Annotated in this window: 21 protein-coding genes and 1 pseudogene; 10 read left to right on the forward strand and 12 right to left on the reverse strand. The window is 70.3% G+C overall.

Annotated features, from left to right (window positions below; translation table 11 throughout):
- Positions 1 to 11: 11 nt before the first annotated feature.
- The 3 genes from ACBJ32_RS48350 to ACBJ32_RS48360 are packed head-to-tail and all read right to left on the reverse strand — an operon-like array spanning position 12 to position 3,549.
- The gene (locus tag ACBJ32_RS48350; RefSeq protein WP_375132637.1) at positions 12 to 2,750 is read right to left on the reverse strand and encodes an ADP-ribosyltransferase; all 2,739 of its coding nucleotides are present in this window, start codon (positions 2,748 to 2,750) and stop codon (positions 12 to 14) included.
- A 6-nt stretch (positions 2,751 to 2,756) separates the two neighbouring features.
- On the reverse strand, positions 2,757 to 3,152 hold the full coding sequence (locus ACBJ32_RS48355; protein ID WP_375132638.1) for a hypothetical protein: 396 nt from the start codon (positions 3,150 to 3,152) through the stop codon (positions 2,757 to 2,759).
- Positions 3,145 to 3,549, reverse strand: a complete 405-nt coding sequence (locus ACBJ32_RS48360; RefSeq protein WP_375132639.1) for a YbaB/EbfC family nucleoid-associated protein — start codon at positions 3,547 to 3,549, stop codon at positions 3,145 to 3,147. The genes ACBJ32_RS48355 and ACBJ32_RS48360 overlap by 8 nt, the downstream gene beginning before the upstream one ends.
- A gap of 97 nt (positions 3,550 to 3,646) precedes the next feature.
- Between ACBJ32_RS48360 and ACBJ32_RS48365 the strand changes: the two genes are divergently transcribed.
- Positions 3,647 to 3,790, forward strand: coding sequence for a hypothetical protein (locus ACBJ32_RS48365; protein WP_375132640.1), 144 nt, complete (start codon positions 3,647 to 3,649; stop codon positions 3,788 to 3,790).
- A 27-nt stretch (positions 3,791 to 3,817) separates the two neighbouring features.
- Here the strand turns inward: ACBJ32_RS48365 and ACBJ32_RS48370 are convergent, their stop codons facing one another.
- The 3 genes from ACBJ32_RS48370 to ACBJ32_RS48380 form a co-directional block, all read right to left on the reverse strand.
- Positions 3,818 to 4,579 (reverse strand): sporulation protein, encoded by a 762-nt coding sequence (locus ACBJ32_RS48370; RefSeq protein ID WP_375132641.1) that lies wholly within the window; start codon positions 4,577 to 4,579, stop codon positions 3,818 to 3,820.
- Between the two features lie 253 nt (positions 4,580 to 4,832).
- Complete coding sequence (locus tag ACBJ32_RS48375; protein ID WP_375132642.1) at positions 4,833 to 6,743, reverse strand: amino acid transporter; 1,911 nt, start codon at positions 6,741 to 6,743, stop codon at positions 4,833 to 4,835.
- 82 nt (positions 6,744 to 6,825) lie between these two features.
- Entirely contained in the window at positions 6,826 to 7,224 is a 399-nt protein-coding gene (locus ACBJ32_RS48380; protein ID WP_375132643.1) for a MarR family transcriptional regulator, read from the reverse strand.
- A gap of 89 nt (positions 7,225 to 7,313) precedes the next feature.
- Here ACBJ32_RS48380 and ACBJ32_RS48385 point away from each other — a divergent pair, with 89 nt between their 5' ends.
- A complete protein-coding gene (locus ACBJ32_RS48385; RefSeq protein WP_375132644.1) occupies positions 7,314 to 8,243 on the forward strand; it encodes a serine hydrolase domain-containing protein in 930 nt (309 codons plus the stop codon).
- Between the two features lie 158 nt (positions 8,244 to 8,401).
- Here ACBJ32_RS48385 and ACBJ32_RS48390 read toward each other — a convergent pair whose 3' ends face one another.
- The 3 genes from ACBJ32_RS48390 to ACBJ32_RS48400 form a co-directional block, all read right to left on the reverse strand.
- On the reverse strand, positions 8,402 to 9,625 hold the full coding sequence (locus tag ACBJ32_RS48390; protein WP_375132645.1) for a serine hydrolase domain-containing protein: 1,224 nt from the start codon (positions 9,623 to 9,625) through the stop codon (positions 8,402 to 8,404).
- A gap of 131 nt (positions 9,626 to 9,756) precedes the next feature.
- Positions 9,757 to 11,295: a serine hydrolase domain-containing protein gene (locus tag ACBJ32_RS48395; protein WP_375132646.1), complete on the reverse strand. Its 1,539-nt coding sequence runs from the start codon at positions 11,293 to 11,295 to the stop codon at positions 9,757 to 9,759.
- A 267-nt stretch (positions 11,296 to 11,562) separates the two neighbouring features.
- Entirely contained in the window at positions 11,563 to 12,702 is a 1,140-nt protein-coding gene (locus tag ACBJ32_RS48400; RefSeq protein WP_375132647.1) for an FAD-dependent monooxygenase, read from the reverse strand.
- A gap of 152 nt (positions 12,703 to 12,854) precedes the next feature.
- On the opposite strand from ACBJ32_RS48400, the pseudogene ACBJ32_RS48405 reads away from it, so the two are divergent.
- The 8 genes and pseudogenes from ACBJ32_RS48405 to ACBJ32_RS48440 form a co-directional block, all read left to right on the forward strand.
- A pseudogene (locus ACBJ32_RS48405) lies at positions 12,855 to 12,971 on the forward strand (LysR family transcriptional regulator); the annotation flags it as partial.
- 39 nt (positions 12,972 to 13,010) lie between these two features.
- A complete protein-coding gene (locus ACBJ32_RS48410; protein WP_375132648.1) occupies positions 13,011 to 13,232 on the forward strand; it encodes a hypothetical protein in 222 nt (73 codons plus the stop codon).
- Between the two features lie 216 nt (positions 13,233 to 13,448).
- On the forward strand, positions 13,449 to 13,538 hold the full coding sequence (kdpF, locus tag ACBJ32_RS48415; protein ID WP_148433700.1) for a K(+)-transporting ATPase subunit F: 90 nt from the start codon (positions 13,449 to 13,451) through the stop codon (positions 13,536 to 13,538).
- On the forward strand, positions 13,538 to 15,199 hold the full coding sequence (gene kdpA, locus ACBJ32_RS48420; protein WP_375132649.1) for a potassium-transporting ATPase subunit KdpA: 1,662 nt from the start codon (positions 13,538 to 13,540) through the stop codon (positions 15,197 to 15,199). The genes kdpF and kdpA overlap by 1 nt, the downstream gene beginning before the upstream one ends.
- Positions 15,200 to 15,201: 2 nt before the next feature.
- Positions 15,202 to 17,304: a potassium-transporting ATPase subunit KdpB gene (gene kdpB, locus ACBJ32_RS48425; RefSeq protein ID WP_375132650.1), complete on the forward strand. Its 2,103-nt coding sequence runs from the start codon at positions 15,202 to 15,204 to the stop codon at positions 17,302 to 17,304.
- Positions 17,305 to 18,165, forward strand: a complete 861-nt coding sequence (locus ACBJ32_RS48430) for a potassium-transporting ATPase subunit C (protein WP_375132651.1) — start codon at positions 17,305 to 17,307, stop codon at positions 18,163 to 18,165.
- A gap of 1 nt (position 18,166) precedes the next feature.
- Positions 18,167 to 20,695 carry a DUF4118 domain-containing protein gene (locus ACBJ32_RS48435; protein WP_375132652.1) on the forward strand — a complete coding sequence of 843 codons (2,529 nt, stop codon included), beginning with the start codon at positions 18,167 to 18,169 and terminating at the stop codon, positions 20,693 to 20,695.
- A gap of 4 nt (positions 20,696 to 20,699) precedes the next feature.
- Complete coding sequence (locus ACBJ32_RS48440; RefSeq protein ID WP_375132653.1) at positions 20,700 to 20,843, forward strand: hypothetical protein; 144 nt, start codon at positions 20,700 to 20,702, stop codon at positions 20,841 to 20,843.
- Positions 20,844 to 20,987: 144 nt separating this feature from the next.
- Here the strand turns inward: ACBJ32_RS48440 and ACBJ32_RS48445 are convergent, their stop codons facing one another.
- From ACBJ32_RS48445 to ACBJ32_RS48455, 3 genes are all read right to left on the reverse strand, one after another.
- Positions 20,988 to 22,148 carry a cytochrome P450 gene (locus ACBJ32_RS48445; protein WP_375132654.1) on the reverse strand — a complete coding sequence of 387 codons (1,161 nt, stop codon included), beginning with the start codon at positions 22,146 to 22,148 and terminating at the stop codon, positions 20,988 to 20,990.
- A 75-nt stretch (positions 22,149 to 22,223) separates the two neighbouring features.
- Positions 22,224 to 22,448, reverse strand: coding sequence for a hypothetical protein (locus ACBJ32_RS48450; protein ID WP_375132655.1), 225 nt, complete (start codon positions 22,446 to 22,448; stop codon positions 22,224 to 22,226).
- 433 nt (positions 22,449 to 22,881) lie between these two features.
- A complete protein-coding gene (locus ACBJ32_RS48455) occupies positions 22,882 to 23,514 on the reverse strand; it encodes a TetR/AcrR family transcriptional regulator (RefSeq protein WP_375132656.1) in 633 nt (210 codons plus the stop codon).
- Between the last annotated feature and the right edge of the window lie 3 nt (positions 23,515 to 23,517).

A 23,517-nucleotide genomic window follows, 5' to 3' on the forward strand; every position in this document is an offset into this window, starting at 1 on the left:
TCTCCCCTTCGTCACTCCGACCCCTCGGGCAGGATCCAGCCGAACACGTGCCACCTGCCGTTCTTCCTCTGCACGTCCTCCACGTACCATGACCGACCGCTGCCCAGCAGCAGCTCCCGCTCCTTCGGATGCTCACTGATCGGGCCCAGGTAGAGGGCGGGGGTGTTCTCGGGCACCCGCAGATGCAGGATGACCTCCTTTCGCCAGTACGGGTCCCTGCCGATGCTCGTCGACAGGAAGGCCGGGTCCCGCTGCACGGTGCCCGGCAGCTCCTCCACAGGCACGGTGAAGAGCTCGCGGGTCAGGTCCACGGCCCGGAACACGTCGATCGTCTCAGGTACCGGCTGCCGGCTCAGTGCCTGGTTCATGGCCTCGATGCGCTCCTGCATGAAGGATCGCGACGACGCGGGGGTCGCGTCCCCATCCGATCGGAGGTGGCCGTTGATCTCGCGATATCCGTCTCCGGAGTAGTGCTTGACGCTCAGTCTCTCCATCTGGGTCATGTTGTCGACCACGGGACCCCACACCCCCTCCCCGAACGTGATGCCGACCAGGCGGGCGCCGAAGGGCGCGTCCAGCGGCACGTGCGGAGCGGGCGCGGTGTAGAGCAGACCCGAGCCGGAGCGCTGGATGGTGCCGTCGGAGAACGTCTTCACCCCGTCCGCCGTGAGGCCGGCGAACGGCGGGGTCTCCGGCTTCGGCGCCGCGCCGAAATCCACCGGCGGCGCGATCCGGGAGGCCGTCTGCGCGTCGGGGGCATGGTGCACCGGGTTGGGGGTCGCGTCCGGGCCGGGCCCGGAAGGCGGCTGGGAGTCCTGGTGGAACAGCGACAGCAGGTCGGGCAGGACCTTTGCCAGGGCGGGATGCAACTGCTGATCGTTCGCCATGTTGACGATCTCGTCGAGGGTGAACCACTTCGCGGCGCTCGTCTCGAAGCTGTCCGGCTTCGGGTCGAACATCTCCCCCTTGGCGACCAGGTTGGTGTACGTCCAGCCGTTCGCGACCTCCACCGGCAGCTCGCCGCTGAGCTTGAGCTTGTTCAGGTAGGTCTGGTCGACGCCGAGCTCTTCGCTGATCTCGCGCGCCGCGCCCTGCACGGGGGTCTCCAGGCTGTCGAGCGCGCCGCCGGGAAGCTGCCACTTGCCGGCGTTCGAGACGTACTCGCTCTGCTGCATCAGCAGATAGCGAGGGTGCCCCTCGTTGTCGAGGGCCTCGATGAGGACGCCCGCGGCGCCGTACTTGCCCCAGAGGCCGGACGCCACGTAACCGTCGCCCGACTTGCCGGGGTTGGCGAGAATCTGGAACGGGCTCTGCGATTCGCCGAAGAAGGGCTTCACGCCGGGCAGCGGCGCCCCTTGGTAGGCCCCGCCGGACGGCGCCTGGTGTGCCGCCGTGAACGGCGCAGCCTGCGCGCCGAGCGAGGACGGCCCCAGGCCCTCCGGTTTCGCGCTCGCGGAGAGCCCTCCCTCGCCCGCCGCCGGTCTGTTGATCAACGAGTCGACGCTGCGGTCGAGACCGGCGGGGCTGAGATCCTGCTTGACTCCGAGGCCCGCAGCCGTGGTCGTGTGACCGTCGGGCCGCGCCGGCGGGTCCGGTGGCAGGTGGTTGACCACGGGCTGCGGCCCGGCCCCGGCGTCCTTGACCGGCGCCCCCGAGTGGACCGGGTTCGTCACGGCCGCGGACGGGCCCGCGTACTGGGTGGAGTGACCGGGGGACGCGGAGGACTGGGTGGTGAATTCGGGTGGCAACGACGAGTGATGAGCGCCGCTGGAGTAGCTGGAGTAGCTGGAGCTGCCGACGTAGCCGGGGTCGTCCACGTAGCCCGAGTAGGCGTGCCCGTTGCCGGTCGTGGCGGTCGAGACGTTCGGGGTGCCGGCGTCGTTCGGGGTGCCGGAGCCGTTGGGGGTGCCGGAGCCGTTGGCGTGGTGCGCGCCGGGCGCCCAGCTCGCCCAGTGGGCGTCGGCGCCGCCGAGCACGCCGGAGGTGAAGTTCTTGAGGAGCCTTTCCGGGTCGAAGGGCTCGTCACCGGCGATCTGGAGGGTCAGGTCGGTGCTTCCGGCGGCCAGTCCCGACCTGAACATGAGCCCGGCCATGGACCTGGCGGGCACGAGCCCGGTGAAGGCGGTCAGGAAGCCGCCCAGCAGGGCGCCGGTTCCGGCCGAGGCCATGATCTGGTCCCAGTCGAGGTGGTCGCGCCGGGACTGGGAGGCCTGCACGGCCAGGTCCATGCCGGCCAGCAGGCCGCCGAACAGACCGACGTTGATCATGAGCCGTTTGCCGAGCTGGGCGATGACCAGCCGGGTCAGCTGCACCCGGCTGCCGATGAGGGCCAAGGAGAGCCCGCCCCACGGGCCGACGGCCATGGCGAGCAGCCAGCCGATCTGGAAGATCAGGAACCAGACGGAGACCTCGATCATCCGTTTGGTGTACTCGACCTGGACGCCCAGGTCGTTGAGCTGGATCGCGCCTTCGACGAGCTTCCTGACGAGCCGCGCCAGAGTGGGGTCGGCCACGGTGTCGACGTAGTCGACGAACTCCCTCAGGGCGTCGCCGTCCCACTCCATCGTCCCGTCGTCGACGCCCAGGACGCTCGGCGTGCCGTAGAAGTCGCTCAGGGCTCGCGCGGCCTTGGCGCAGGCGTCGGCCAGCCGGAAGCAGCCGGCCTCGTCGCCTTCGGGCCAGTCCATCCCGACGGCGTAGCCCACGTACGGTTTGGCCCAGTCAGGGACCAGGAAGCCATCGAAGCCCACGAGCGCCTACCATTCCTCCGACAGCGACGGAGGGGCCACGCCCGGCTGTGCTCCCTCGTCCGGCGTGCCCGGCCACTCCTCGCTCCCGACGTACGGTTCGCCCCACGGGTCCTCGGCGTCCTCGTAGGTCCGCGCGTTGTCCTGCAGCCCGTCACGCATGTACCTCAGCTCGTAGAGGTAGTCGTCGAAGGCGCGGTAGATGTCGTCCTCCAGCTTGGGCAGTCTCCGCTCGAGCTCGGCTCCGTACTGGTCGTCTCCGAGAGGATTGCCCTCGGTCAGGAAGGCCACGTTGACGAGGGAGTACTGTTCCTCCACGAGGTCGAGCCGGTCATCGGCGCGCGCGGACCCCTTCCGCAGGCTCTGCCAGGCGACCTGGTACCCGTTCTCCTTGCCGCTAGCCATGCGCGTCCCGGTCCGGGGAGGGCAGCTTCACCGGCTGCGGCAGGAACGACTCGAAACTTGCGCCCTCTCCATAGAGGTCCTCGAAGGGCAGGTCCTTCGGCATGAACGGTTGCATGAGCTCCTTGGTCCGCTCGGCCACCTCGCCGGTGGCGGCGCCGATCTGCTCCATGATCGCCCGTGACAGCTCCGACGGCGAGAGCCTGCGGTAGACCCGCGGGTCGAACTCGATGTTCCGCACCTGGCCGCGCGGGCCCACGGTCACGGTGACCATCCGGTCATCGGACTCCGCGGTCGCCGTCATCTCCGAGAACTTGCCGTAGGCCTCGCGCAACTGGGCAGCCTGACGGTTGTACTCCGCGGCCAGCTCTTCGACAGCCAGCCGGAACTCGTCGTTCAACAAGCCTGCCTTTCATTCTCACAGCACCGTTGTCACGGTGAAGAAATCTGGCATACCGCCAACTTCCGCGAGCTGAAAACTTATCACCAGCAAACGGGTGAGCGGTGGCAACGTGGAGCTGGTCCTCGCGCCGGGCATGACGATGGACGCCGACGACAACACACCGGAGACGTTGCGCATCCGCCTGGCAGGCCGGATGCGGCACGGCCAGCTTGACGTCCGCCGGCAGACGCCGCAGTAGTGACCCGCCACGGCCCTGGCGATGCGCCTATCTGCCGGCCCGTCCTGGACGGGTCACCAGCCAGCGGTCGATCTCGCTCGGCCAGTCGGTACGCAGGGCTTCCTCATGACTCATCCGGAAGCGCCCGGCACGGGCGCGGTGGCCCGTGGGCTGGTCCGCGTCCAGCTCCACCACGAACTCAGACGAACTCGGCACGAACGTCACCTCGACCTCGTGCACCACTCCGGTGTGATGGCCGGGGGGATAAAACTTGATCTTCTGGAGGAACGGCGGTCCGTGATGCGGGTCCTCTCCTCGGCTCGGCTGCAGGACTGCGGACTTGAAGGGGAAGCCGAGTCGGGCGAACGCCTGTAGTACCCGTGACTGTGAAGGCGCCGGTTTGACGGCGACCAGGTCGAGATCGCTCCTGCCCACGATCGTGGCCATCGCGACTTCGGTTCGCACGCCCAGTGCCATGCCTGCCAGATGCCGGCCGCCGATCTCGCTGATGGGAGTCCCCCAGGGGATCGCGGCCTGAAAGGCGATCGCCTTCTCCTCGCCCGGCCGGAGGACGGCAGGGCCGGAGACCTGGGCCTGCGAGAACTCCTCGACCGTGCGTTGACCGCCGACTTCGTACGCCGCGTACGGCGAGGTGACGAGGCCGAGGCAGATCCGGTCGATCGAGGCGCCGGCGTCCCCGCCCTTCAGGCGCACTTCGCCGGACAGTACACCACCGGGCTGCGTTCGCGGTGTGGCCAGGACCGTGGTGACGGAGGGGGCGCTCGCCCCGTCGGCATCGGACAGCCGCATGAAGCTCACAGTGATCTCCCGCCTTGCAGGAATCGAGCACTCGCCCCTCTGAACGACCCGGCGACGGGCTGGGTTCCAATGGTCATGATGTCCTGTCCTTCCAGCTCGGACGGCTCTCTCTTGTTCACCTGGGAGTGACCACCATGAACTGCGGGGCCGGCACCGGCCACCTCTTTCAGGACCCGCGGCCCAGCGCGGCGATCGGCCGTAGGCAGCGGATCCGGGTACCTCACCTGCCGCCCCCGCCTCTGACTCATCCGACGTGGACGTGCGGGCGGCGTTCCAGCTCAGGCTCGGCCTGACGCAGCACCTCCCGGGTCAGCGGCGGTACGTCACCGCCCCCGAAGACGAGGTAACGCAGCATGGCCACGACCGGGTTGCCCTCCGTCCAGTGGAAGTAGATGTGCGGCACCGAGCCGGTACGGTCGCGCAGGTGCAGCAGGAGCGCGGCCAGGGTGTTCGGTACGGCGGAGCTCTCGATGGTGAGGATCTTGTGTGCGTACCGTTCCTCGCCCCTGACGTGCAGCTCGGTCTCGAACTCGGAGGCGTCCGGCACCGTGACCTCGACGAACAGCACGGGCTCGGAGCTGCGCAGCCGGTGGTTGAGCCAGGTCTCGCGCAGCTTGTCGGTGTATTCGGCCTGGTCGCGGGAGTGCGGCTCGTTGGCGATCACGTGTACGTCGCCGCACAGGTCGTTGACGAACCGTTCGGCCAGCGGGTCGAGGTGCACCTCGGTGACGCGCAGTTCGGTGGATCGGGTGGCGCGGGAGATCAGCGAGGTGACGATGATGGCGGCGATGAAGAACGAGGCGATCTTCACGCCGTCCGGCCGCTCGATCACGTTGTCGACCAGCGTGTACGTCAGCACCGCCGTGATCGGGGCGAACCCCGCCGTGGCCGGGCGCTGGCGTTTCCGGTACGCCGACAGGGTCACCGCGACGGCGGCCGACAGCATGAGCACGAGCACACCGGTGGCGTACGCGCCGCCCTGGGCCTCCACGTCGGCGCCGAAGATGATCGTGATGGCGAACGCGATCACGGTGAACACCAGCACCAGCGGCCGGACCGCGCCCGTCCATTCCGGCGCCATCCCGTAGCGGGGCAGGTAGCGCGGCACCAGGTTGATCAGTCCTGCCATCGCCGAGGCCCCGGCGAACCACAGGATCGCGATGGTGGACACGTCGTAGGCGGTGCCGAACCAGTCGCCCAGATAGTCGTGCGCCAGGTACGCCAGCGCCCGCCCGCTCGCCTTGCCGCCCTCCTCGAACTCGTGGTGCGGGATGAGCACGGTGGTGACGAAGCTGGAACAGATGAGGAACACGCTCATGATCAGCGCGGCGGTGGTGAGCAGCCGCCGGGTGCCCCTGACCCGTTCCGGGATGTCGCCCTTGACCACGGGCATCACCGCCACGCCGGTCTCGAAGCCGGACATGCCCAGCGCCAGCTTCGGCATGACCAGCAGTGACAGCCCGATCATCGCCAGCGGGCTGGAGAAGTCCAGGCTCAAGGCCCGCTGCCAGTCCACCACGACCTGTGGCGCCTCGATCACGTGCACGATCGCGGTGACCACGACCACGGCGTTCAGCCCGAGATAGACGAACACCAGCAGCACCGCGATGCCGATCGCCTCGGTGAAGCCCAGCAGGAACACCCCGCCGAGCGCCGCCAGCAGCACCAGCGTCACCAGCACCCGCTGCCCGTGCAGGAAGTCCGGCACGAACGGGTTCTCCAGGACGTGCGCGGTCGCGTCGGCCGCCGACAGCGTCATGGTGATCACGAAGTCGGTGGCCGCGAAGCCGAGCAGCGCCAGCACGAAGAACTTGCCCCACCACTGCGGGGCCAGCTTCTCCAGCATCGCGATCGAGCCCTGCCCGTACGGGCTCTCGGCGGCCACCCGCCGGTAGACCGGCAACGCGCCGAGCAGCGTCAGCGCCACCAGGAACAGCGTGGCCAGCGGCGAGAGCAGCCCGGCCGCGAGCGCGGCGATGCCGGGCTGGTAGCCGAGGGTGGAGAAGTAGTCAACGCCGGTCAGGCACATCACCCGCCACCACGGGTGCTTGACGTGGGGACCGTGCTCGATCTGCTTGCGGTCGGTCTGCAGCCCCTGCAACAACCAGGAACGCAGCGTTCCTTCCGTGGGAGCCGGCCGTTTCGCCAGCACCATGACGGTCACCCTTCCACCAAGACCCCGTAAAGACGCATCGCACACTACCTAGGACAAAAGGGCTGGTGATGGGGTTGAGGCGTCAAGAAAACGTATAAATCGGAGACTGGTCAGTACCGCCGAAGCGGGGCTGCCGGACATCGGCCAGGCGGCCCACCCGCCGGAAGCCGCGCGAGCTCACGGCTGGCGCTCGGCGTTCCGATCGGACTGGTTTCGCTGCCACTGCTCCATGACTTGGCGGAGGGTCTCGCTCACGAGGAGCAGGAACTCGGCGGCGACGCCGAAGCGGGCGCCGGCCGGGGTCGCGGCGCCCGCCAGGAACTCGTTCCCGCTTGATGAGTCCCTGCTGTTCGAGGAAGGCGACGGTGTGCGAGATCGACGCGGGGCTGACGTGCAGGCGCTGGACCAGCTCGGCGGCGGTGAGCGTGCCGGAGTCGGTGATGTACAGGCAGGCCAGCACCCTGGCGGCCATCCGGGTCATGCCCTGCTGTTCGAGGAGCGTGGCGAAGGATTCGGTGAGGTCCTGGACGGCCTGGGGGTCGCGCCCGTGGCTGCTGTCGCCGACGGGCGGTGCCGTGGACTCGGCCCGACGGACCGCTGGACGACACGGTGCCGGCGCGGCGGCCGATCAGCGTGCGGGACCTGCTCACCTCCACCAGCGGGCTCGGCATGGACATGACCGCACCGGGCACCCCGATCATGGGCGCGCTCTTCGAGCGGGGTGTCTACGGCCAGGAGGACGGCTGGCTGCTGCCCGCGCCGGACCCGGACGAGTGGATGCGCCGCCTCGGTACGTTGCCGCCGATGCACCAGCCCGGCGAGCGGTGGATCTACAACATCAGCAACGACGTGCTCGGCGTGCTGGTGGCCCGGGTCACCGGTCAGTCGTTCGAGGAGTTCCTGCGCGAGCGCATCTTCGACCCGCTGGGCATGAAGGACACCGGTTTCCACGTGCCCGCCGACAAGATCGACCGGCTGCCGCCGCTGTACTCCCCCGACTGGCAGACCGGGGAGTTCACCGTGGAGGACCCGGCCGAAGGGGGACACCACAGCACGCCCCCGGCGTTCCAGTCCGGCGGCGGCGGACTCGACTCCACCGCCGACGACTACCACGCCTTCTTCCGGATGCTGCTGGGCGGCGGGATTCACGACGGCGAACGCATCCTGTCCCGGCCCGCCGTCGAGCTGATGACCACCAACCAGCTTCCGCCCGAGCAGCTGGCCGCCCGGGAGGCATTCGGCCGCGACTCCGTCCATCGAGGGTATGGCCTGGGGCAGCACGGCGGCTGGGGGTTCGGCATGGCGGTGCGCACCTACCGGGGCGACCACGCCCCCGTCGGCCAGTTCGGCTGGGACGGCGGCAGCGGCACCACCGTCTACGCCGACCCGCACCACCAGCTCGTCGGCGTCCTGCTCACCCAGGCCGGCAAGTCCACCCCGGATTCGGCGCGAGCCATCCACGACTTCTGGACCACGCTCTACCAGGCCATCGACGGCTGACAGCCCATCCTGCCTGAAAGGGAGCGTGTGACTCAAACGATCAACAAGTTGCCGTCGAACGCCGCCGAGCGAGCTGAGAGCACCGATGCTGGACCGAGCGCTCTCGGCCCCAGTATGTGGACCGTCAGGCCACGCACGCTGTCGGTGCTCGGCCGCGTCTACTGAGCCGGCCCGCCCTGCCCGTCGCAGAAGACTTCCTCGACGAGCGTGTCCACCAGCTTCTGAAAATCCTTCGCCGGTCCCCTGGTGGCTTCGTCCACCCAGGTCACCGAGCCGGTGACGGTCGTCCTGCCGTCGGGCGAGCTGTACATCAGCGCCCCGTAGCCGTGCGGAGGGCTGCCCTCGTGCTGGTAGACGGTGCCGCAGCCCGGGCCCAGGTCCTCGACGAACAGTCCGAGGCCGTAGCCCATCTTGGGGTGCGGCGTGCGCATCTCGGCGAGCAGCCGGCTGGGCAGGAGCTTGCCGCCGTTCAGCGCGGAGACGAACGTGTGCAGGTCCTGGGTGGTGGAGATCAGGTCACCGGCGCCGGCCAGCAGGGAGAGGTTCTGGCGGCTGATGTCGACCACCTTCTCCCGGCCGGCTTCCTGGTAGCGGTAGTAGCCGTGGGCGTGCGGGCCGGGCAGCTGCGTCTGGTCACCTGGCACGGAAGTGCCCTTCAGCCCGAGCGGGCGCAGGATGCGCCGCCGCAGCTCCTCGGCGTAGGGGCGGCCGGTGACCTTCTCGATCAGCAGCAGGGCCAGCGTGTAGTTGGTGTTGGTGTACTGCTGGTCGCTGCCCGGCTCGAACCGTAGCGGCTTGGCCAGCGCCGGCCGGATCAGCTCTTCGGGCCGGTAGGAGCGGAAGCGGTCGGGCAGCCAGGCGTCGCCGTTGGCGGAGATGCCCGGTACCCACGTCCCGTCGGGGTCGAAGTCGCCGGTGTAGTTGAACAGGCCGCTGGTGTGCTGCAGCAGCATCCGCACCGTGATCCGCTCGTCCAGCCCGAACGCGGGCAGATGGCCGGCCACCGGGTCGTCCAGCCGGATCCTGCCCTCGGCCACCAGTTGCAGCACCAGGGTCGCGGTGAAGGGCTTGATGACGCTGCCCGTCCAGAACCGCCCGTTCGTGGGCGGCTTGGCGGCCTGGCCGAGCTTGCGCACCCCGGCGCTGCCGGTCCACTCGCCGCGCTCATCGTGCACGCGCAGCTGCACCCCGGTGAAACCGGCATCGACGAACGCCTGCATGGCCTGCTGCAGCTCCGGGCGGTTCTGCCCGGCCGGCACGGTCACGGTGCTGTCCGCGGTGGCCGCCCCGGGGGTGGCCGTCCCGGCCAGCAGCGCGGTCGCCAGCGCTGCGACCGCCGCGCGCCGCAGGACCTTGGTCGCGGGTGGGGGTTGGGTCTTCATTGTTCCTCGTCTTTCAGTGTCATTCCTGGGCGAACAGCTCGCCGGGCGATGCGGGGGGCGGGAGGCCGGGTGCCGGAAGGCGGCTGCGGGTCTCGTCAGCTCGCCTACCGGCCTGTTTCTGGTGCTTGCGGCTATTGAGCCGGTCCGGTCTGCTCGTTGCCGAAGACTTCCGTGACGAGGCGCTGGGTCGCCTGCTGGAAGGCCGCTCCCATGGACAGGGTGGCGTCGTCGACGTAGTTGAGCGCGGCGGTGAGAGTCTTGCTGCCGTCGGGCGTGCTGTACATCAGCGCGGCGTGGCCGGCCATGCCGCCGTTGTGGGTGATCAGGGTGCCGCCGCCGGGGGCCTGCTGCACGAACACGCCCAGCCCGTAGCCGGCCTTCGATTCCGGTGTGCACATCTCGGCCAGCAGCTCGGCCGGCAGCAGCTTGCCGCCCACCAGGGCGGTGATGAAGGTGTGCAGGTCGCGGCTGGTGGAGATCATGTCGCCGCCGCTGGAGATCCAGGACGGGTTGTGCTCGGTGACGTCCAGGACGATCTCTTGGCCGTCGGTCTCGTAGCGGTAGTAGGCGTGCGGGTGCGGGGCGGGGATGCCGGTCTCGGTGGTGGGCTGCAGGGTGCCGGTCAGGCCGAGCGGGCCGATGATGAGCCGCTGCATCTCCTCGGCAACCGGGCGGCCGGTGACGCGCTCGATGAGCAGCCGGGCCAGCACGTAGTTGGTGTTGGCGTAGCTCCAGTCGGTGCCCGGCTCGAACCGCGCCGGCTTCGACAGCGCCAGCCGCACCAGCTCCTCGGGCCGGTAGGTGTGGAAGCGGTGGTCCACCCACTCCCGGCCCGCCGTGGTGGCCGGGATGCCGGGTGCGAAGGTGCCGTCCTCGTAGTACTCGCCGGTGAAGTTGAACACGCCGCTGGTGTGCTGCAGCAGCATCCGCACCGTGATCCGCGGGTCCAGCCCGAACTCCGGCAGGTAGTCGGCCACCGGCGCGTCCAGGCCGATCCTGCCCTCGGCCACCAGTTGCAGCACCGCCGTGGCGGTGAAGGTCTTGGTGTTGCTGCCGATCCGCACGTGCCCGTCCACCGGCACCGCCTCGGTGCCGCCGAGCTCGGCCGTTCCGGCGCTGCCCGTCCACTCACCACGCTCATCGTGCACCCGCAGCGACACCCCGACGAAACCGGCATCGACCATCTCCTGGAGGACCTTGTCCAGCTCCGGGCGGTCCTGGCCGGCCTGGGGCACGGCCGGGACGCTGTCCGCGGCAACCGTGCCGAGTGAGACGGAGGCGGCGTCGAGGGCCGCGGTGATCTTGCGGGCCATCTCCGCCATGGCGGGGCCGGCCTCACCCCGGGTGGACGCTTCGACGGCGACCAGGACGGTGCGGCGGAAGTCGGCGGCCTCGGCCGGGTCCCGCTGCTGGAGCAGGCTGACGGACTGCGTCAGGGCTGGCAGCACCTGGTCGGCGAGTTCGGCCACGGTCCTGCCGTACTTCACGCCCTTGGGCGCCTTGGCAAGTACGTGCCCGACCAGGCCGGTCGCGGAGGTCAGGGCGATGGAGCCCTCGGTGGCGGCCTTGTGCGCCGAGCCGGCGGCACCGGCGGCCGACATCAGCGACACGGCGCCCCACGCGGCGGTCCGCAAGGTGAGCTGGTCCTGCTCGGAGAGGGTGATGGACATGGCTATGTGCTCCTTCACATTCGTTACGAAAAATCACGTGAACGGGCGGACGCTGGAGTGCGGGTAGCTGAACGGCTCAGGCCGGGTCGCCCGAGAAAGTCGCCTCCGCCCTCGATGCCGTCCTCGCCGAATCGTTCATGGCATCCACGATCGCCGAGCGCTCTGACACCAGGCCGTCGCCGTCCTGATGCGGCCGCTGACACGACACCGCCTGGTGGCGGTGAGCGTGAAGGCCGGTGGAGATCGAGCCTTCACGGTTTGCATAGGTCACGTCGCTGCGAAGCTGGACGCGTAGTCCTTCAGCCTGACGATCTGCCCGCGGGCCACCCCCGGTGCGCCGGCGGCGACCGTGCCAAGCCCTGCCTGAAGGGGCGTGCCCATGAAGAACCGGTCGGCCTCTTCGCGCCCCATCTGCTGATGCTCGGCGACGAAGCCGCGCATCTCCCGCTCGTAGGCGGCGAACGCCACCACGTGCTCGCCACCGGCCACGGCCAGCTCGCCGGCCAGGACGTAGGCGCCGATCAGCGCCTGGGAGGCGCCGCGGCCCGAGGTCGGCGCCGCGCAGTAGCCGGCGTCCCCGAGCAGCACCACCCGGCCCGAGGACCAGCGGTCCATCTCCACCTGAGTGTTGGCGTCGAAGAAGAAGTCCTCCGCCCTGCCCATCTCCTCCAGCAGGCGCGGGACCGGCCGGCCTTCGCCGGCGAACTGCGCGGCCACGATGCGCTTGTGCTGCGCGACGTCGTCACGCTCGTAGCCCAGCGGTCCGGAGGCGAAGTGCAGCGCCGCGTACGCCTCGGTGCCGTCGCGGGTGCTGAGGATGTCGGCAGCCTTGCCAGGCATGCTGGGGAGCCGGCCGGTGTCGCGCAGGCCAAGGCAGTCGGGCAGGCTGAAGGTCGCCGTGTAGATGCCCAGGTGCCGTACGAACCGCTCGCTCGGCCCGAAGACCAGCGAGCGGGTACGCGAGTGCAGCCCGTCGGCACCGGCCACCAGGTGGAAGCGGCGCGGCCGGCCGCGTTCGAAGGTGGCCCGCACGCCGTCGGCGTCCTGCTCCAGCGTGGCGATCGAGTCGCCGAAGACGTACTCCACCTGCCGGCGGGTGGCCTCGTGGAGCAGGCCGATCAGGTCACCCCTGAGGATCTGCAGGTCGCCCGCGAGGACCACCGCGGGCAGGTCACCGTCACCGTCTGTGCTCGCCGCGCCGCCCAGGCGCATGTTCAGCGCCTTGACCTGCTCCAGCAGGGCCATGCGGTCCAGCACGTCCAGTGCCTCGCCGCGCAAGCCCACCGGGCCCCCGTCCGCACGCACCCGCGGGGCCCGCTCGACCACGGTGGGGGTGAAACCGTGGTGGCGCAGCCAGTACGCCAGAGCGGTCCCGGCGACGCCGGCGCCGGAAATGAGGACGTCCATCAACAAGCTCCATCGAACGAACGGTTCGTGCGATTCGAGGATCAAGCACGGTGAACGCCCGGAACAACGACGAATCCCGAAAGATCACCTTCAGTGGGAGTAAACGGAGCAGGCCAGGCGTGGAACTGCGCGACATCTAGCTCTTCCTGACCCTGGCCGCGGAGCTGCACTTCGGCCGCACCGCTGCCCGGCTGTGCCTGTCACCCGCCCGCGTCACCCAGGCGATCCAGAAGCAGGAACGGCAGATCGGCGCCCCGCTGTTCGAGCGCACCAACCGCAGCGGCCGCACGCTCGAGCGGGGCGCCGTGGTGCAGAACACCGAAGAGGCCATCACCCTGGCCGGCATGGCCGAGATCGTCGTGCTGTTCCCCGCCCACATGACCCGCTACCGGGTACGGCCGGACATCACCTACCTGCCGGTCACCGACATGGGGCACCTGCCGTACGCGATGGTGTGGCGCAGCGAGACGGACAACGAGCCCATCCGCGCCCCACGTCGCAGATGGAGGTGCTTGCGGGGCCGAGCGTAGAAGGGGCGTCAATATTCGGGCATCAGCCGTATGAATGCCGTCAAGAACGGCCAAACCCTCCCAATCTCACGGTTCGCTGGTTCCGGGGCCGCCCAGCAGGTGCGGCAGAACACCCTGTCCAGATTGAGGAGTGGGGATGACCGACGTCATCTTCGTCGCCCTGACGGTCGCGATCTTCGTCGTCCTGGGGCTGGTCGTGAAGGCGGTGGAGCGGCTGTGAGTGCCGTGAACGCCGTGGGTCTTGTCGTGGTCGTAGGCCTGGTGATCTTCGTGGTCGCGGCCCTGCTGTTCCCGGAGCGTTTCTGATGTCATCGACCGTGGCGGGGATCCTGTTCATCGGGTCCCTCCTTCTCGCCCTGGCCGTCTGTTACAAGCCGCTGGGCGACTACATGTTCCGCGTCTACACCGGAACCAGGCACAACGCCGTGGAGCGGGTCACCTACCGGTTGCTCGGCGTCAACGCCGACAGCGAGCAGCGCTGGGGTGTCTACGCGCGCGGTGTGCTGGCCTTCTCGGTGCTGTCGATCCTGTTCCTGTACGGACTGCAGCGGCTGCAGGACCATCTGTCCCTGTCGCTGGGGATGGAGCCCGTGGAGCCGTCGCTGGCCTGGAACACCGCGGTCAGCTTCGTCACCAACACCAACTGGCAGGCCTACTCGGGTGAGGCCACGATGGGCCACGTGGTGCAGACCGCGGGTCTGGCGGTGCAGAACTTCGTCTCGGCCGCGGTCGGTATGGCGGTCGCCATAGCCCTGGTACGCGGCTTCGCCCGAAGCAAGACCGACACGCTCGGCAACTTCTGGGTGGACCTGGTCCGCGGCACCCTGCGCATCCTGCTGCCGATCGCGTTCGTGGCGGCGCTGCTGCTGGTGGCCGGGGGCGCGATCCAGACGTTCGCCGATCACAGCACGTGGACGACCCTGACCGGTGGCGAGCAGACGTTCACCCCGGCCGCGGCAGCCTCCCAGGAGGCGATCAAGGACCTGGGCACGAACGGCGGTGGCATCTTCAACGTCAACTCGGCCCATCCGTTCGAGAACCCCACGTCGTGGACGAACTGGCTGACGATCTTCCTGCTGACGGTGATCGCGTCCTGCCTGCCGCGTACGTTCGGCCGGATGGTCGGTGACAACCGGCAGGGCTACGCGATCGTCAGCGTGATGGCGATCATCGCGATCATCAGCGTCGGCGTCACCCAGTGGGCGGAGCTGGGTGCGAGCGGCACGGTGCCGCAGGCGATCGGGCAGGCGATGGAGGGCCGGGAGAGCCGCTTCGGCGTCTCGAACTCGGGCATGTTCGCCACCGCCACCACGCTGACCAGCACGGGCTCGGTGAACTCCTTCCACGACTCCTACACCGCGATCGGCGGCGGCATGCTGATCTTCAACATGCTGCTCGGCGAGGTCGCCCCCGGCGGCGTCGGCGCGGGCCTGTACGGCATGCTCGTCCTCGCCGTGATCACGGTGTTCGTGGCGGGCCTGATGGTCGGCCGCACCCCGGAGTACCTGGGCAAGAAGATCGGCGCCCGCGAGATCAAGCTCGCCTCGCTGTACTTCCTCATCACCCCGACGCTGGTGCTGCTCGGCACGGCGGTGGCGATGGCCACCGAGACCGGCCGCTCGGCGATGCTGAACTCCGGCCCGCACGGCCTGTCGGAGATCCTGTACGCCTACACCAGCGCCTCCAACAACAACGGCTCCGCGTTCGCCGGCGTGAGCGTGAACACCACCTTCCACAACACCACGCTCGGCCTGTGCATGGCCTTCGGCCGGTTCCTGCCGATCGTGCTGGTGCTGGCCCTGGCCGGGTCGCTGGCCCGGCAGGCGCCGGTGCCCGCCTCGGCCGGCACGCTGCCGACGTACCGGCCGCAGTTCGTCGGCATGGTCGTCGGCGTGACGATCATCCTGGTCGCTCTGACGTTCCTCCCCGCCCTGGCGCTCGGCCCGCTCGCAGAAGGACTGCTGTAGACATGTCAACCCCTGTGCTGGAGAAGCCGGCACCCAAGCAGAACGGCCGGGTCGGCGGCGGCCTGCTCGACCCGAAGCAGATGATCAGGTCGCTGCCGGACGCGCTGCGCAAGCTCGACCCGCGCGCCATGTGGCGCAATCCGGTGATGTTCATCGTCGAGATCGGCGCCGTCTTCACCACCGTGCTGGCCGTCTTCCAGCCGTCGTTCTTCTCCTGGGCCATCGTGGTGTGGCTGTGGCTCACGACGATCTTCGCCAACCTGGCCGAGGCCGTCGCCGAAGGACGCGGCAAGGCGCAGGCCGCCACGCTGCGGGCCGCCAAGCGCGACACGACCGCCCGCCGCCTCAAGAGCCGCGAGGCGACGGAGTGGGACGTGGTCGGGGCGTCCGAGCTGAAGCAGGGCGACCTGGTGATCGTCGAGGCCGGGGAGATCATCCCCGGAGACGGCGACGTGATCGAGGGCATCGCCAGCGTGGACGAGTCCGCCATCACCGGCGAGTCCGCCCCGGTCATCCGGGAATCGGGTGGCGACCGGTCGGCGGTCACCGGCGGCACCAGGGTGCTGTCGGACAAGATCATCGTGCAGATCACCCAGAAGCCGGGCGAGAGTTTCGTGGACCGGATGATCGCCCTGGTGGAGGGTGCGAACCGGCAGAAGACGCCGAACGAGATCGCGCTGAACATCCTGCTCGCCGCGCTGACCGTCATCTTCCTGGTGGCCACGGCGACGATGCAGCCGCTGGCGATCTTCTCCAAGTCGGTCAACCCTGGCGTGCCGGACTCGCCGGCGCTGACCGGCGACGGCGTCACCGGGATCGTGCTGGTGTCGCTGATCGTCTGCCTGATCCCCACCACGATCGGCGCGCTGCTGTCGGCCATCGGCATCGCCGGCATGGACCGCCTGGTGCAGCGCAACGTCCTGGCCATGTCCGGCCGCGCCGTGGAGGCGGCGGGCGATGTCTCGACGCTGCTGCTGGACAAGACCGGCACCATCACGCTGGGCAACCGGCAGGCCGGCGAGTTCGTCCCGGTGAAGGGGGTGAGCGAGCAGGAGCTCGCGGAGGCGGCGCAGCTGTCCAGCCTGGCCGACGAGACCCCGGAGGGCCGCTCGATCGTGGTGTTCGCCAAGCAGCGCTACGGGCTGCGCGAGCGGGAGATCCACGGCGCGCAATGGGTGCCGTTCACCGCGCAGACCCGCATGTCCGGCGTGGACTTCGAGGGCCGGGAGGTCCGCAAGGGTGCCGCCACGGCGGTCATGAAGTGGGTGCGCGACGCCGGCGGCCACCCCACCGACGACATCGGCCACCTCGTGGACGGCATCTCCGCCTCCGGCGGCACCCCGCTGGTCGTCGCCGAACGCGGCCGGGTCCTCGGCGTGATCCACCTCAAGGACGTGGTCAAGGAGGGCATGCGCGAGCGTTTCGACGAGATGCGCCGCATGGGCATCCGCACCGTCATGATCACCGGTGACAACCCGCTGACCGCCAAGGCCATCGCGGACGAGGCGGGCGTGGACGACTTCCTGGCCGAGGCGACGCCGGAGGACAAGCTGGCGCTGATCAGGAAGGAGCAGGCGGGCGGCCGGCTGGTCGCGATGACCGGCGACGGCACCAACGACGCCCCCGCCCTGGCCCAGTCGGACGTCGGCGTCGCGATGAACACCGGCACCTCCGCCGCCAAGGAGGCCGGCAACATGGTCGACCTCGACTCCAACCCGACCAAGCTCATCGAGATCGTCGAGATCGGCAAGCAGCTCCTCATCACCCGGGGCGCGCTGACCACGTTCTCCATCGCCAACGACATCGCCAAGTACTTCGCGATCATCCCGGCCATGTTCGCCGCGGTCTACCCGGGCCTGGACGCGCTCAACATCATGCGCCTGTCCAGCCCCCAGTCCGCGATCCTCGCCGCGGTCATCTTCAACGCGCTGGTCATCATCGCGCTGATCCCGCTGGCGCTCAGAGGGGTCAGGTACCGCCCGTCCAGCGCCTCCAAGCTGCTGTCGCGCAACCTGTACGTCTACGGCCTGGGCGGGATCATCGTCCCGTTCATCGGCATCAAGATCATCGATCTGCTGATCCAATTCCTTCCGGGGATGTCATAAATGGACCGCATGCCCAGCTGGATCCGCCGGCACCTCGCCGCGCTCCGCGCGCTGCTCGTGCTCACGGTGGTCACCGGCATCATCTACCCGCTGGCCGCCACCGGCGTGGCCCAGGCCCTGTTCAACGACCACGCCAACGGCTCGATCATCGAGCAGGACGGCAAGGCCGTCGGCAGCTCGCTGATCGGCCAGTCCTTCACCGACGCCGGCGGCAATCCCGTCCGCAAGTACTTCCAGTCCCGCCCGTCGGCGGCCGGCGACGGCTACGACCCGACCTCCACCTCGGCGAGCAACCTCGGCCCGGAGGACGTCATCGACACCCTGCCGGTGCCGGGCGCCCAGGACGAGGAAGGCAATCCTGACGAGGGCAGGCAGTCGCTGCTCACCCAGGTGTGCGCTCGCTCCAAGGCGGCCGGCGAGCTGGAAGGCGTCAGCGGCGCCCGCCCGTACTGCACCCCCGACGGGGTCGGCGCGGTGCTGAAGGTCTTCCCCGACAAGGCCGTGGCCGTCAACCAGGCCTGCCCCGCCACCCCGTTCATCCCCACCTACCAGGGCAAGCTGGTCGAGTGCGCGCAGCCGGGCGAGGACTACGCGGCCGGCCGCACCGTCCCCGTCCGCGGTGACGTGAGAACCGTGCAGGTGCCCGCCGACGCGGTGACGGCCAGCGGCTCCGGCCTGGACCCGCACATCTCCGTCGCCTACGCCGAGCTCCAGGCCCCCCGCGTCGCCAAGGAGCGCGGCCTGCCCCTCGACCGGGTGCGGACGCTGATCGGCGAGCACACCACCGGCCGGGCGCTGGGCTTCATGGGCGAGCCCGCGGTCAACGTGCTCGAACTCAACCTCGCCCTCGACCGGGGCTGACGTGCGGGGGCGGCTACGGGTCTACCTCGGGGCGGCCCCCGGGGTCGGCAAGACCTACGCGATGCTCGGCGAGGGCCGCAGGGCCGTCGAGCGCGGCCGGGACGTGGTCGTGGGCTTCGTCGAGACCCACGGCCGCCCCCGCACCGCCGCCCTCCTGGAGGGCATGGAGATCATCCCCCGCGAGGCGATCGTCTACCGTGGCGCCACCTTCACCGAGCTCGACGTGGATGCGCTCATCGAGCGCGCGCCGAAGGTGGCCCTGATCGACGAGCTGGCCCACACCAACGTGCCCGGCTCGAAGAACGCCAAGCGCTGGCAGGACATCGACGAGATCCTCGACGCCGGCATCGACGTCATCTCCACGGTCAACATCCAGCACCTGGAGTCCGTCAACGACGTCGTCGAACAGATCACCGGCATCCCGCAGCGCGAGACCGTCCCGGACGAGGTGGTGCGGCGGGCCACCCAGATCGAGCTGGTGGACATGTCCCCGGAGGCGCTGCGCCGCCGCATGGCCCACGGAAATGTCTACGCGCCGGAGAAGGTGGACGCGGCGCTGTCGAACTACTTCCGCGTCGGCAACCTGACCGCGCTGCGCGAGCTGGCCCTGCTGTGGGTGGCGGGCAAGGTGGACGAGCAGCTCGACCGCTACCGCAGCGACCACGGCATCGCCGGCACCTGGGAGGCGCGCGAACGCGTGGTCGTCGCGCTCACCGGCGGCCCGGAGGGCGACACGCTCGTCCGGCGGGCCGCCCGGATCGCTGCTCGCACCAAGGGCGCCGACCTCCTGGCCGTCCACGTGACCAGCGCCGACGGGCTGGCCGGCGGAGATCCGGCCAGCCTGGCCCGCCAGCGCACCCTGGTCGAGAGCATGGGCGGCACCTACCACCAGGTCGTCGGCGACGACATCCCCCGCGCGCTGCTCGACTTCGCCCGCGGCGTCAACGCCACCCAGCTCGTCCTCGGCGCCTCCCGGCGCGGCCGGTTCGCCCAGGTTCTCTCCCGTGGTGTCGGAGTGGAGACCACTGCCCGGTCCGGCCCCATCGACGTGCACCTGGTCACCCATGAGGAGGCCAAGCAGGGTCGCAGGCGGCCCGAGCGCGCCCGGGCCGCGCTGAACAGGAAGCGCCGGCTGTCCGGCTGGGCGGTCGCGGTCGCGGGCATGCCGTTGCTGACCGTCGCTCTGCTGCCGTTCCGCGAGGTGATCTCGCTGCCCAGCGAGATCCTGCTGTTCCTCTGCCTGGTCGTGGGGGTCGCGCTGATCGGCGGCATGTGGCCGGCGATCTTCGCGGCGGTGGGTGGCTCGCTCCTGCTCAACTGGTTCTTCACCCCGCCCGTCGGCCGGCTCACCATCGCCGACCCGGAGAATTTCCTCGCGCTGGTGGTGTTCGTGCTGGTCGCGGCCGCCGTCAGCACCATCGTCGACCTGGCCGCCCGGCGTACCAGAGAGGCAGCGCGAGCCCGTGCCGAGGCCGAGGCGCTGTCCACGCTGGCCGGGCACGTGCTGCGCGGCGAGGCCGCCCTGCCCTCCCTGCTGGGACGGCTGCGCGAGACGTTCGGCCTGGACTCGGTCACCCTGCTCGAACGCATCGCCGAGCCCACCCCGGACGACCAGGCCGAACCCGGAGCCTGGCGCATCATCGCCACCTCCGGCGCCGCGCCCTGCACCGCCCCCGCGGTGGCCGACACCGACGTCCAGATCAACGACCGCCTCGTGCTGGCCGCCCGCGGCCGGCTGCTGGACGCCGGCGACCGGCGCGTACTGGAGGCCTTCGCCGCCGAGGCCGCCGTCGCCCTGCGCCAGGAACGGCTGCAGCAGGAGGCAGAACAGGCCAGGCCGCTGGCCGAAGCCGACAAGATGCGCACCGCGCTGCTCGCCGCCGTCAGCCACGACCTGCGTACCCCGCTGTCGGCCGCCAAGGCCGCCGTCGAGAGCCTGCGCAGCCACGACGTCGACTGGACGCCGGAGGATCGCGACGAACTGCTGGCCACCGCTGACGAGTCGCTCGACCGGCTGGACCGGCTGGTGGAGAACCTGCTCGACATGAGCCGCCTGCAGGCCGGCGTGCTCGGCCTCTCCCTGCAACCCGTCGCCCTGGAGGACGTCATCCCCCGTGCCGTCGACGACCTCGGCCCGATGCGCGACCGCGTCGAAGGCAACGTGCCCTTCGGCCTCCCCGAGATCCAGGCCGACCCGGCCCTTCTGGAACGCGTGCTGGTCAATCTCATGGCCAACGCCGTGCGCCACAGCCCGCCCGGCCACGATGTGCTGATCACCGGCAGCCGGCACGACGACGAGGTCGAGATTCGCATCATCGACCGCGGCCCCGGCATCCCGCCCGAGGAGCACGAGCGGGTCTTCCTGCCCTTCCAGCGGCTCGGCGACCGCGACAACGGCACTGGCGTCGGGCTCGGCCTCGCGCTGTCGCGCGGGCTGACCGAGGCCATGGGCGGCACGCTGGAACCCGAAGAGACTCCCGGAGGAGGCCTCACCATGACCATCCGGATGCCGATCTCTTCCAAGAGGTGACCTCATGACCAGGATCCTCGTCGTCGACGACGAGCCGCAGATCCTGCGCGGCTCGGCGCCGGGCTTCTCCTCGCGACCACGAGCTGTGGCGCCGCCCTGTTGCCGGCCGGGACCCCAGGCGGCGGTGCGGAGGGTGAGCTGGTCCTGATCGGTGAGGGTGATGGCCATGACGGGGCGTGCTCCCTCGAGTCCGAGATCCAGGTGAACGCACCAGCTGACCCGTTCATGCGTCCACCATCGCCGACCGCCCTCGCAATTCGTACGCGTCATCGAGACCGGCGGCATGCCATCGTCAGCTCCGCGGCGACGTGCGGACGGGCAGCCCGGTCAGCGCCCGCTTGAGACCCGGCTGCCAGCCGACCTCCCCTGCCAGGGTGAGCTTCGGGAACCGCTCGAGAAGGCTGGTGAGCGCGATCTGCGTCTCGGCGCGGGCCAGCGCGGCGCCCAGGCAGTAGTGGATGCCGTGCCCGAAGCCGAGGTGCGCGTTGTCGGGACGGTGCAGGTCGAGCAGGCCGGGCCGGTCGAAGCGGCGCGGGTCGCGGTTCGCCGCCGCGTACACGACCTGGACGGCCTCCCCCGCCGGGATGCCGACACCGCCGAGCTCCACCGGTGCCAGGGTGTGGCGCAGGACGGCGATCTCGGCGGGCCCGCTGTAGCGCAGGAGCTCCTCCACCGCCGCCGCGATGTCGACGAGGTCGAGGGAACGGGTGAGCAGCAGCCAGACGCTCTGGCTGATGAGGCCGACGGTGGTCTCGTGTCCGGCGATCAGGATGCTGATGGACATCGAGATCAGCTCCTCGTCGCTGAGCCGGTCCCCGTCGTCCTCCCGCACCTTGGCCAGCCCGGACAGCAGGTCGTCGCCCGGGGTGGCCCGCTTGACGGCGATCAGGTCGCGCATGTAGCCGACGAGCCCTCTGGCTCCGGCGGCGAGCCGGTCCAGATCGGGTGCGCCGAGGTCGGCGGCCCAGCCGCGCCAGGTGTCCCGATCCTGTGCGGGGACGCCGAGCAGCTCGCAGATGACCTGGATCGGCAGCGGGTAGGCGTACCGCTCGATCAGGTCGAACTCCTCGGGCAGGCCGGACAGCAGCTCATCGGCGATCTCCTGGATGCGCGGGCGCAGCCCCTCGACCCTGCGGGCGGTGAACTCGCGGGAGACGAGCCTGCGCAACCGGGTGTGGTCCGGCGGGTCATAGGCGCCGAGCGTGCGCATCAGGTAGGGCACCACGTCCGCGGGCAGTCCGGCCGCCGCCGCCACGTCGACCTTGGCCTGCTTGGCGACGTCGCTGCTGAAGCGCGGATCGGTCAGCACCGTGACGCTCTCCGGATAGCCGGTGACCAGCCAGATGGGGGTGCCGTCCACATAGGTGCCACGACTGACCGGGCCCTCCTTGGCCAGGCCGGCGAGGAACGCGTCACGGTCGGGGGCGGTCAGCAGGCCGGCGATGTTGGTCATGTTCACTCCGATGGGGGAAGGACGACGGCCGGGGGCCGTACGGGGTCGTGGTGGACGAGACGTGTCCGGCGATGCTCATGCCGGCGACTCCAGGATCTTGACGGCGCGGCGTGCTCCGTCCTCGGCCCGGATGAGATGCCCCAGGCGTCCGGCGATCTCCTCCAGGTCCAGGGCCTGGCCGATGGCGGCGGCGAGCCCTTCGGCGGTGAGACGCCGCTGGGGTTGCGGCGGCGGGGCGACGCCGGCCGCGTGCATGCGGGCGGCCCAGAACGGCTGGTCGGCCACCCGCAGGCCGCCCACCCGGACGCGAGCACCGCCCGCACCCTCGCCAGCCGCACGGCCTCGGCCACCACCCGCCCCACCCGCTCGGGGCCGTTGCCCGCCATGCTGCCGAACCCGATGTAGGCCGGCCTGTCCCCCGCCGCCAGGAACGAGGCCGGCTCCGGCGAGGGCGTCCACCCTGGCGGGGCGGGCGGGAACCAGAAGCCGGTGGTGTGCACCCACGGCGGGTAGTCGAGCCCGTCCGGCAGCACATGCGCGCTGAAGCCCTGCAGTACGAGTGGCCGGGCCGCCGTCCGGGCGGCGCAGGAAGTCGTGCCGCCCGCGCCGCCGGGGCAGTTTCAGCCGCTCGGCGCGCAGCCGGTCGGCACCCACACCGGTTGCAGCGCGGCGGGCACCGCGGGCACGCCCAGCCACTCGTCGCCGCGCGTTCCGTGGGTGAGGATGAGGACCTTCATCGTGGCCTGCGTTCCTTCTTGACCGCGTCCCACGCCGCCAGGGCGCGGTCGTCGGCGAACACGCCGTGGGTGAAGATCTCGACGGCGGCCCTGGAGTACTGCAGGGTGGCGTCGGTGTCGTGCAGGTCGGGCACGCCCAGCACCCTGGACAGGTGCTCGCCGAAGGCCAGCGGCGCCAGCAGCCAGGTGACGTAGATCGCCGCCCGCGCCCGCGGGTCCTCGCTGGGCTGGGCCCACCCCTCCTGTACACCCTGTTCCAGCCACCGCCCGGTCGTCTCGACGATCTCGTCGAACAGGGCGGCGGCCTCCGGGGTGCCGTCGAGGAAGGCCCGCGCCAGGTAGCGGCGCACTCCGGCGCCCGCCTCCAGCAGCGCGCCCAGCCCGGCCGCGTCGTCGAGCGCGTCGATGCCGGGGCCGCCGCGCACCAGCGAGATCACGTACGCGTCGCACTCCTTGCGCAGCCCCTCCTTGCTGCCGAAATGGTGCAGCACCAGAGCGTGGGAGACCCCGGCACGGGTGGCGACCGCCCGCAGGCTGACCCCGCCCACGCCCTCGGCGCCGAACAGCTCCAGGGCCGCGTTCCTGATCCGGGCACGCGCCGTGAGATCGGCATCATCGCTTGACCGCATGCT

The organism is Nonomuraea sp. GTA35, from assembly GCF_041950525.1.
GTDB lineage: Bacteria > Actinomycetota > Actinomycetes > Streptosporangiales > Streptosporangiaceae > Nonomuraea.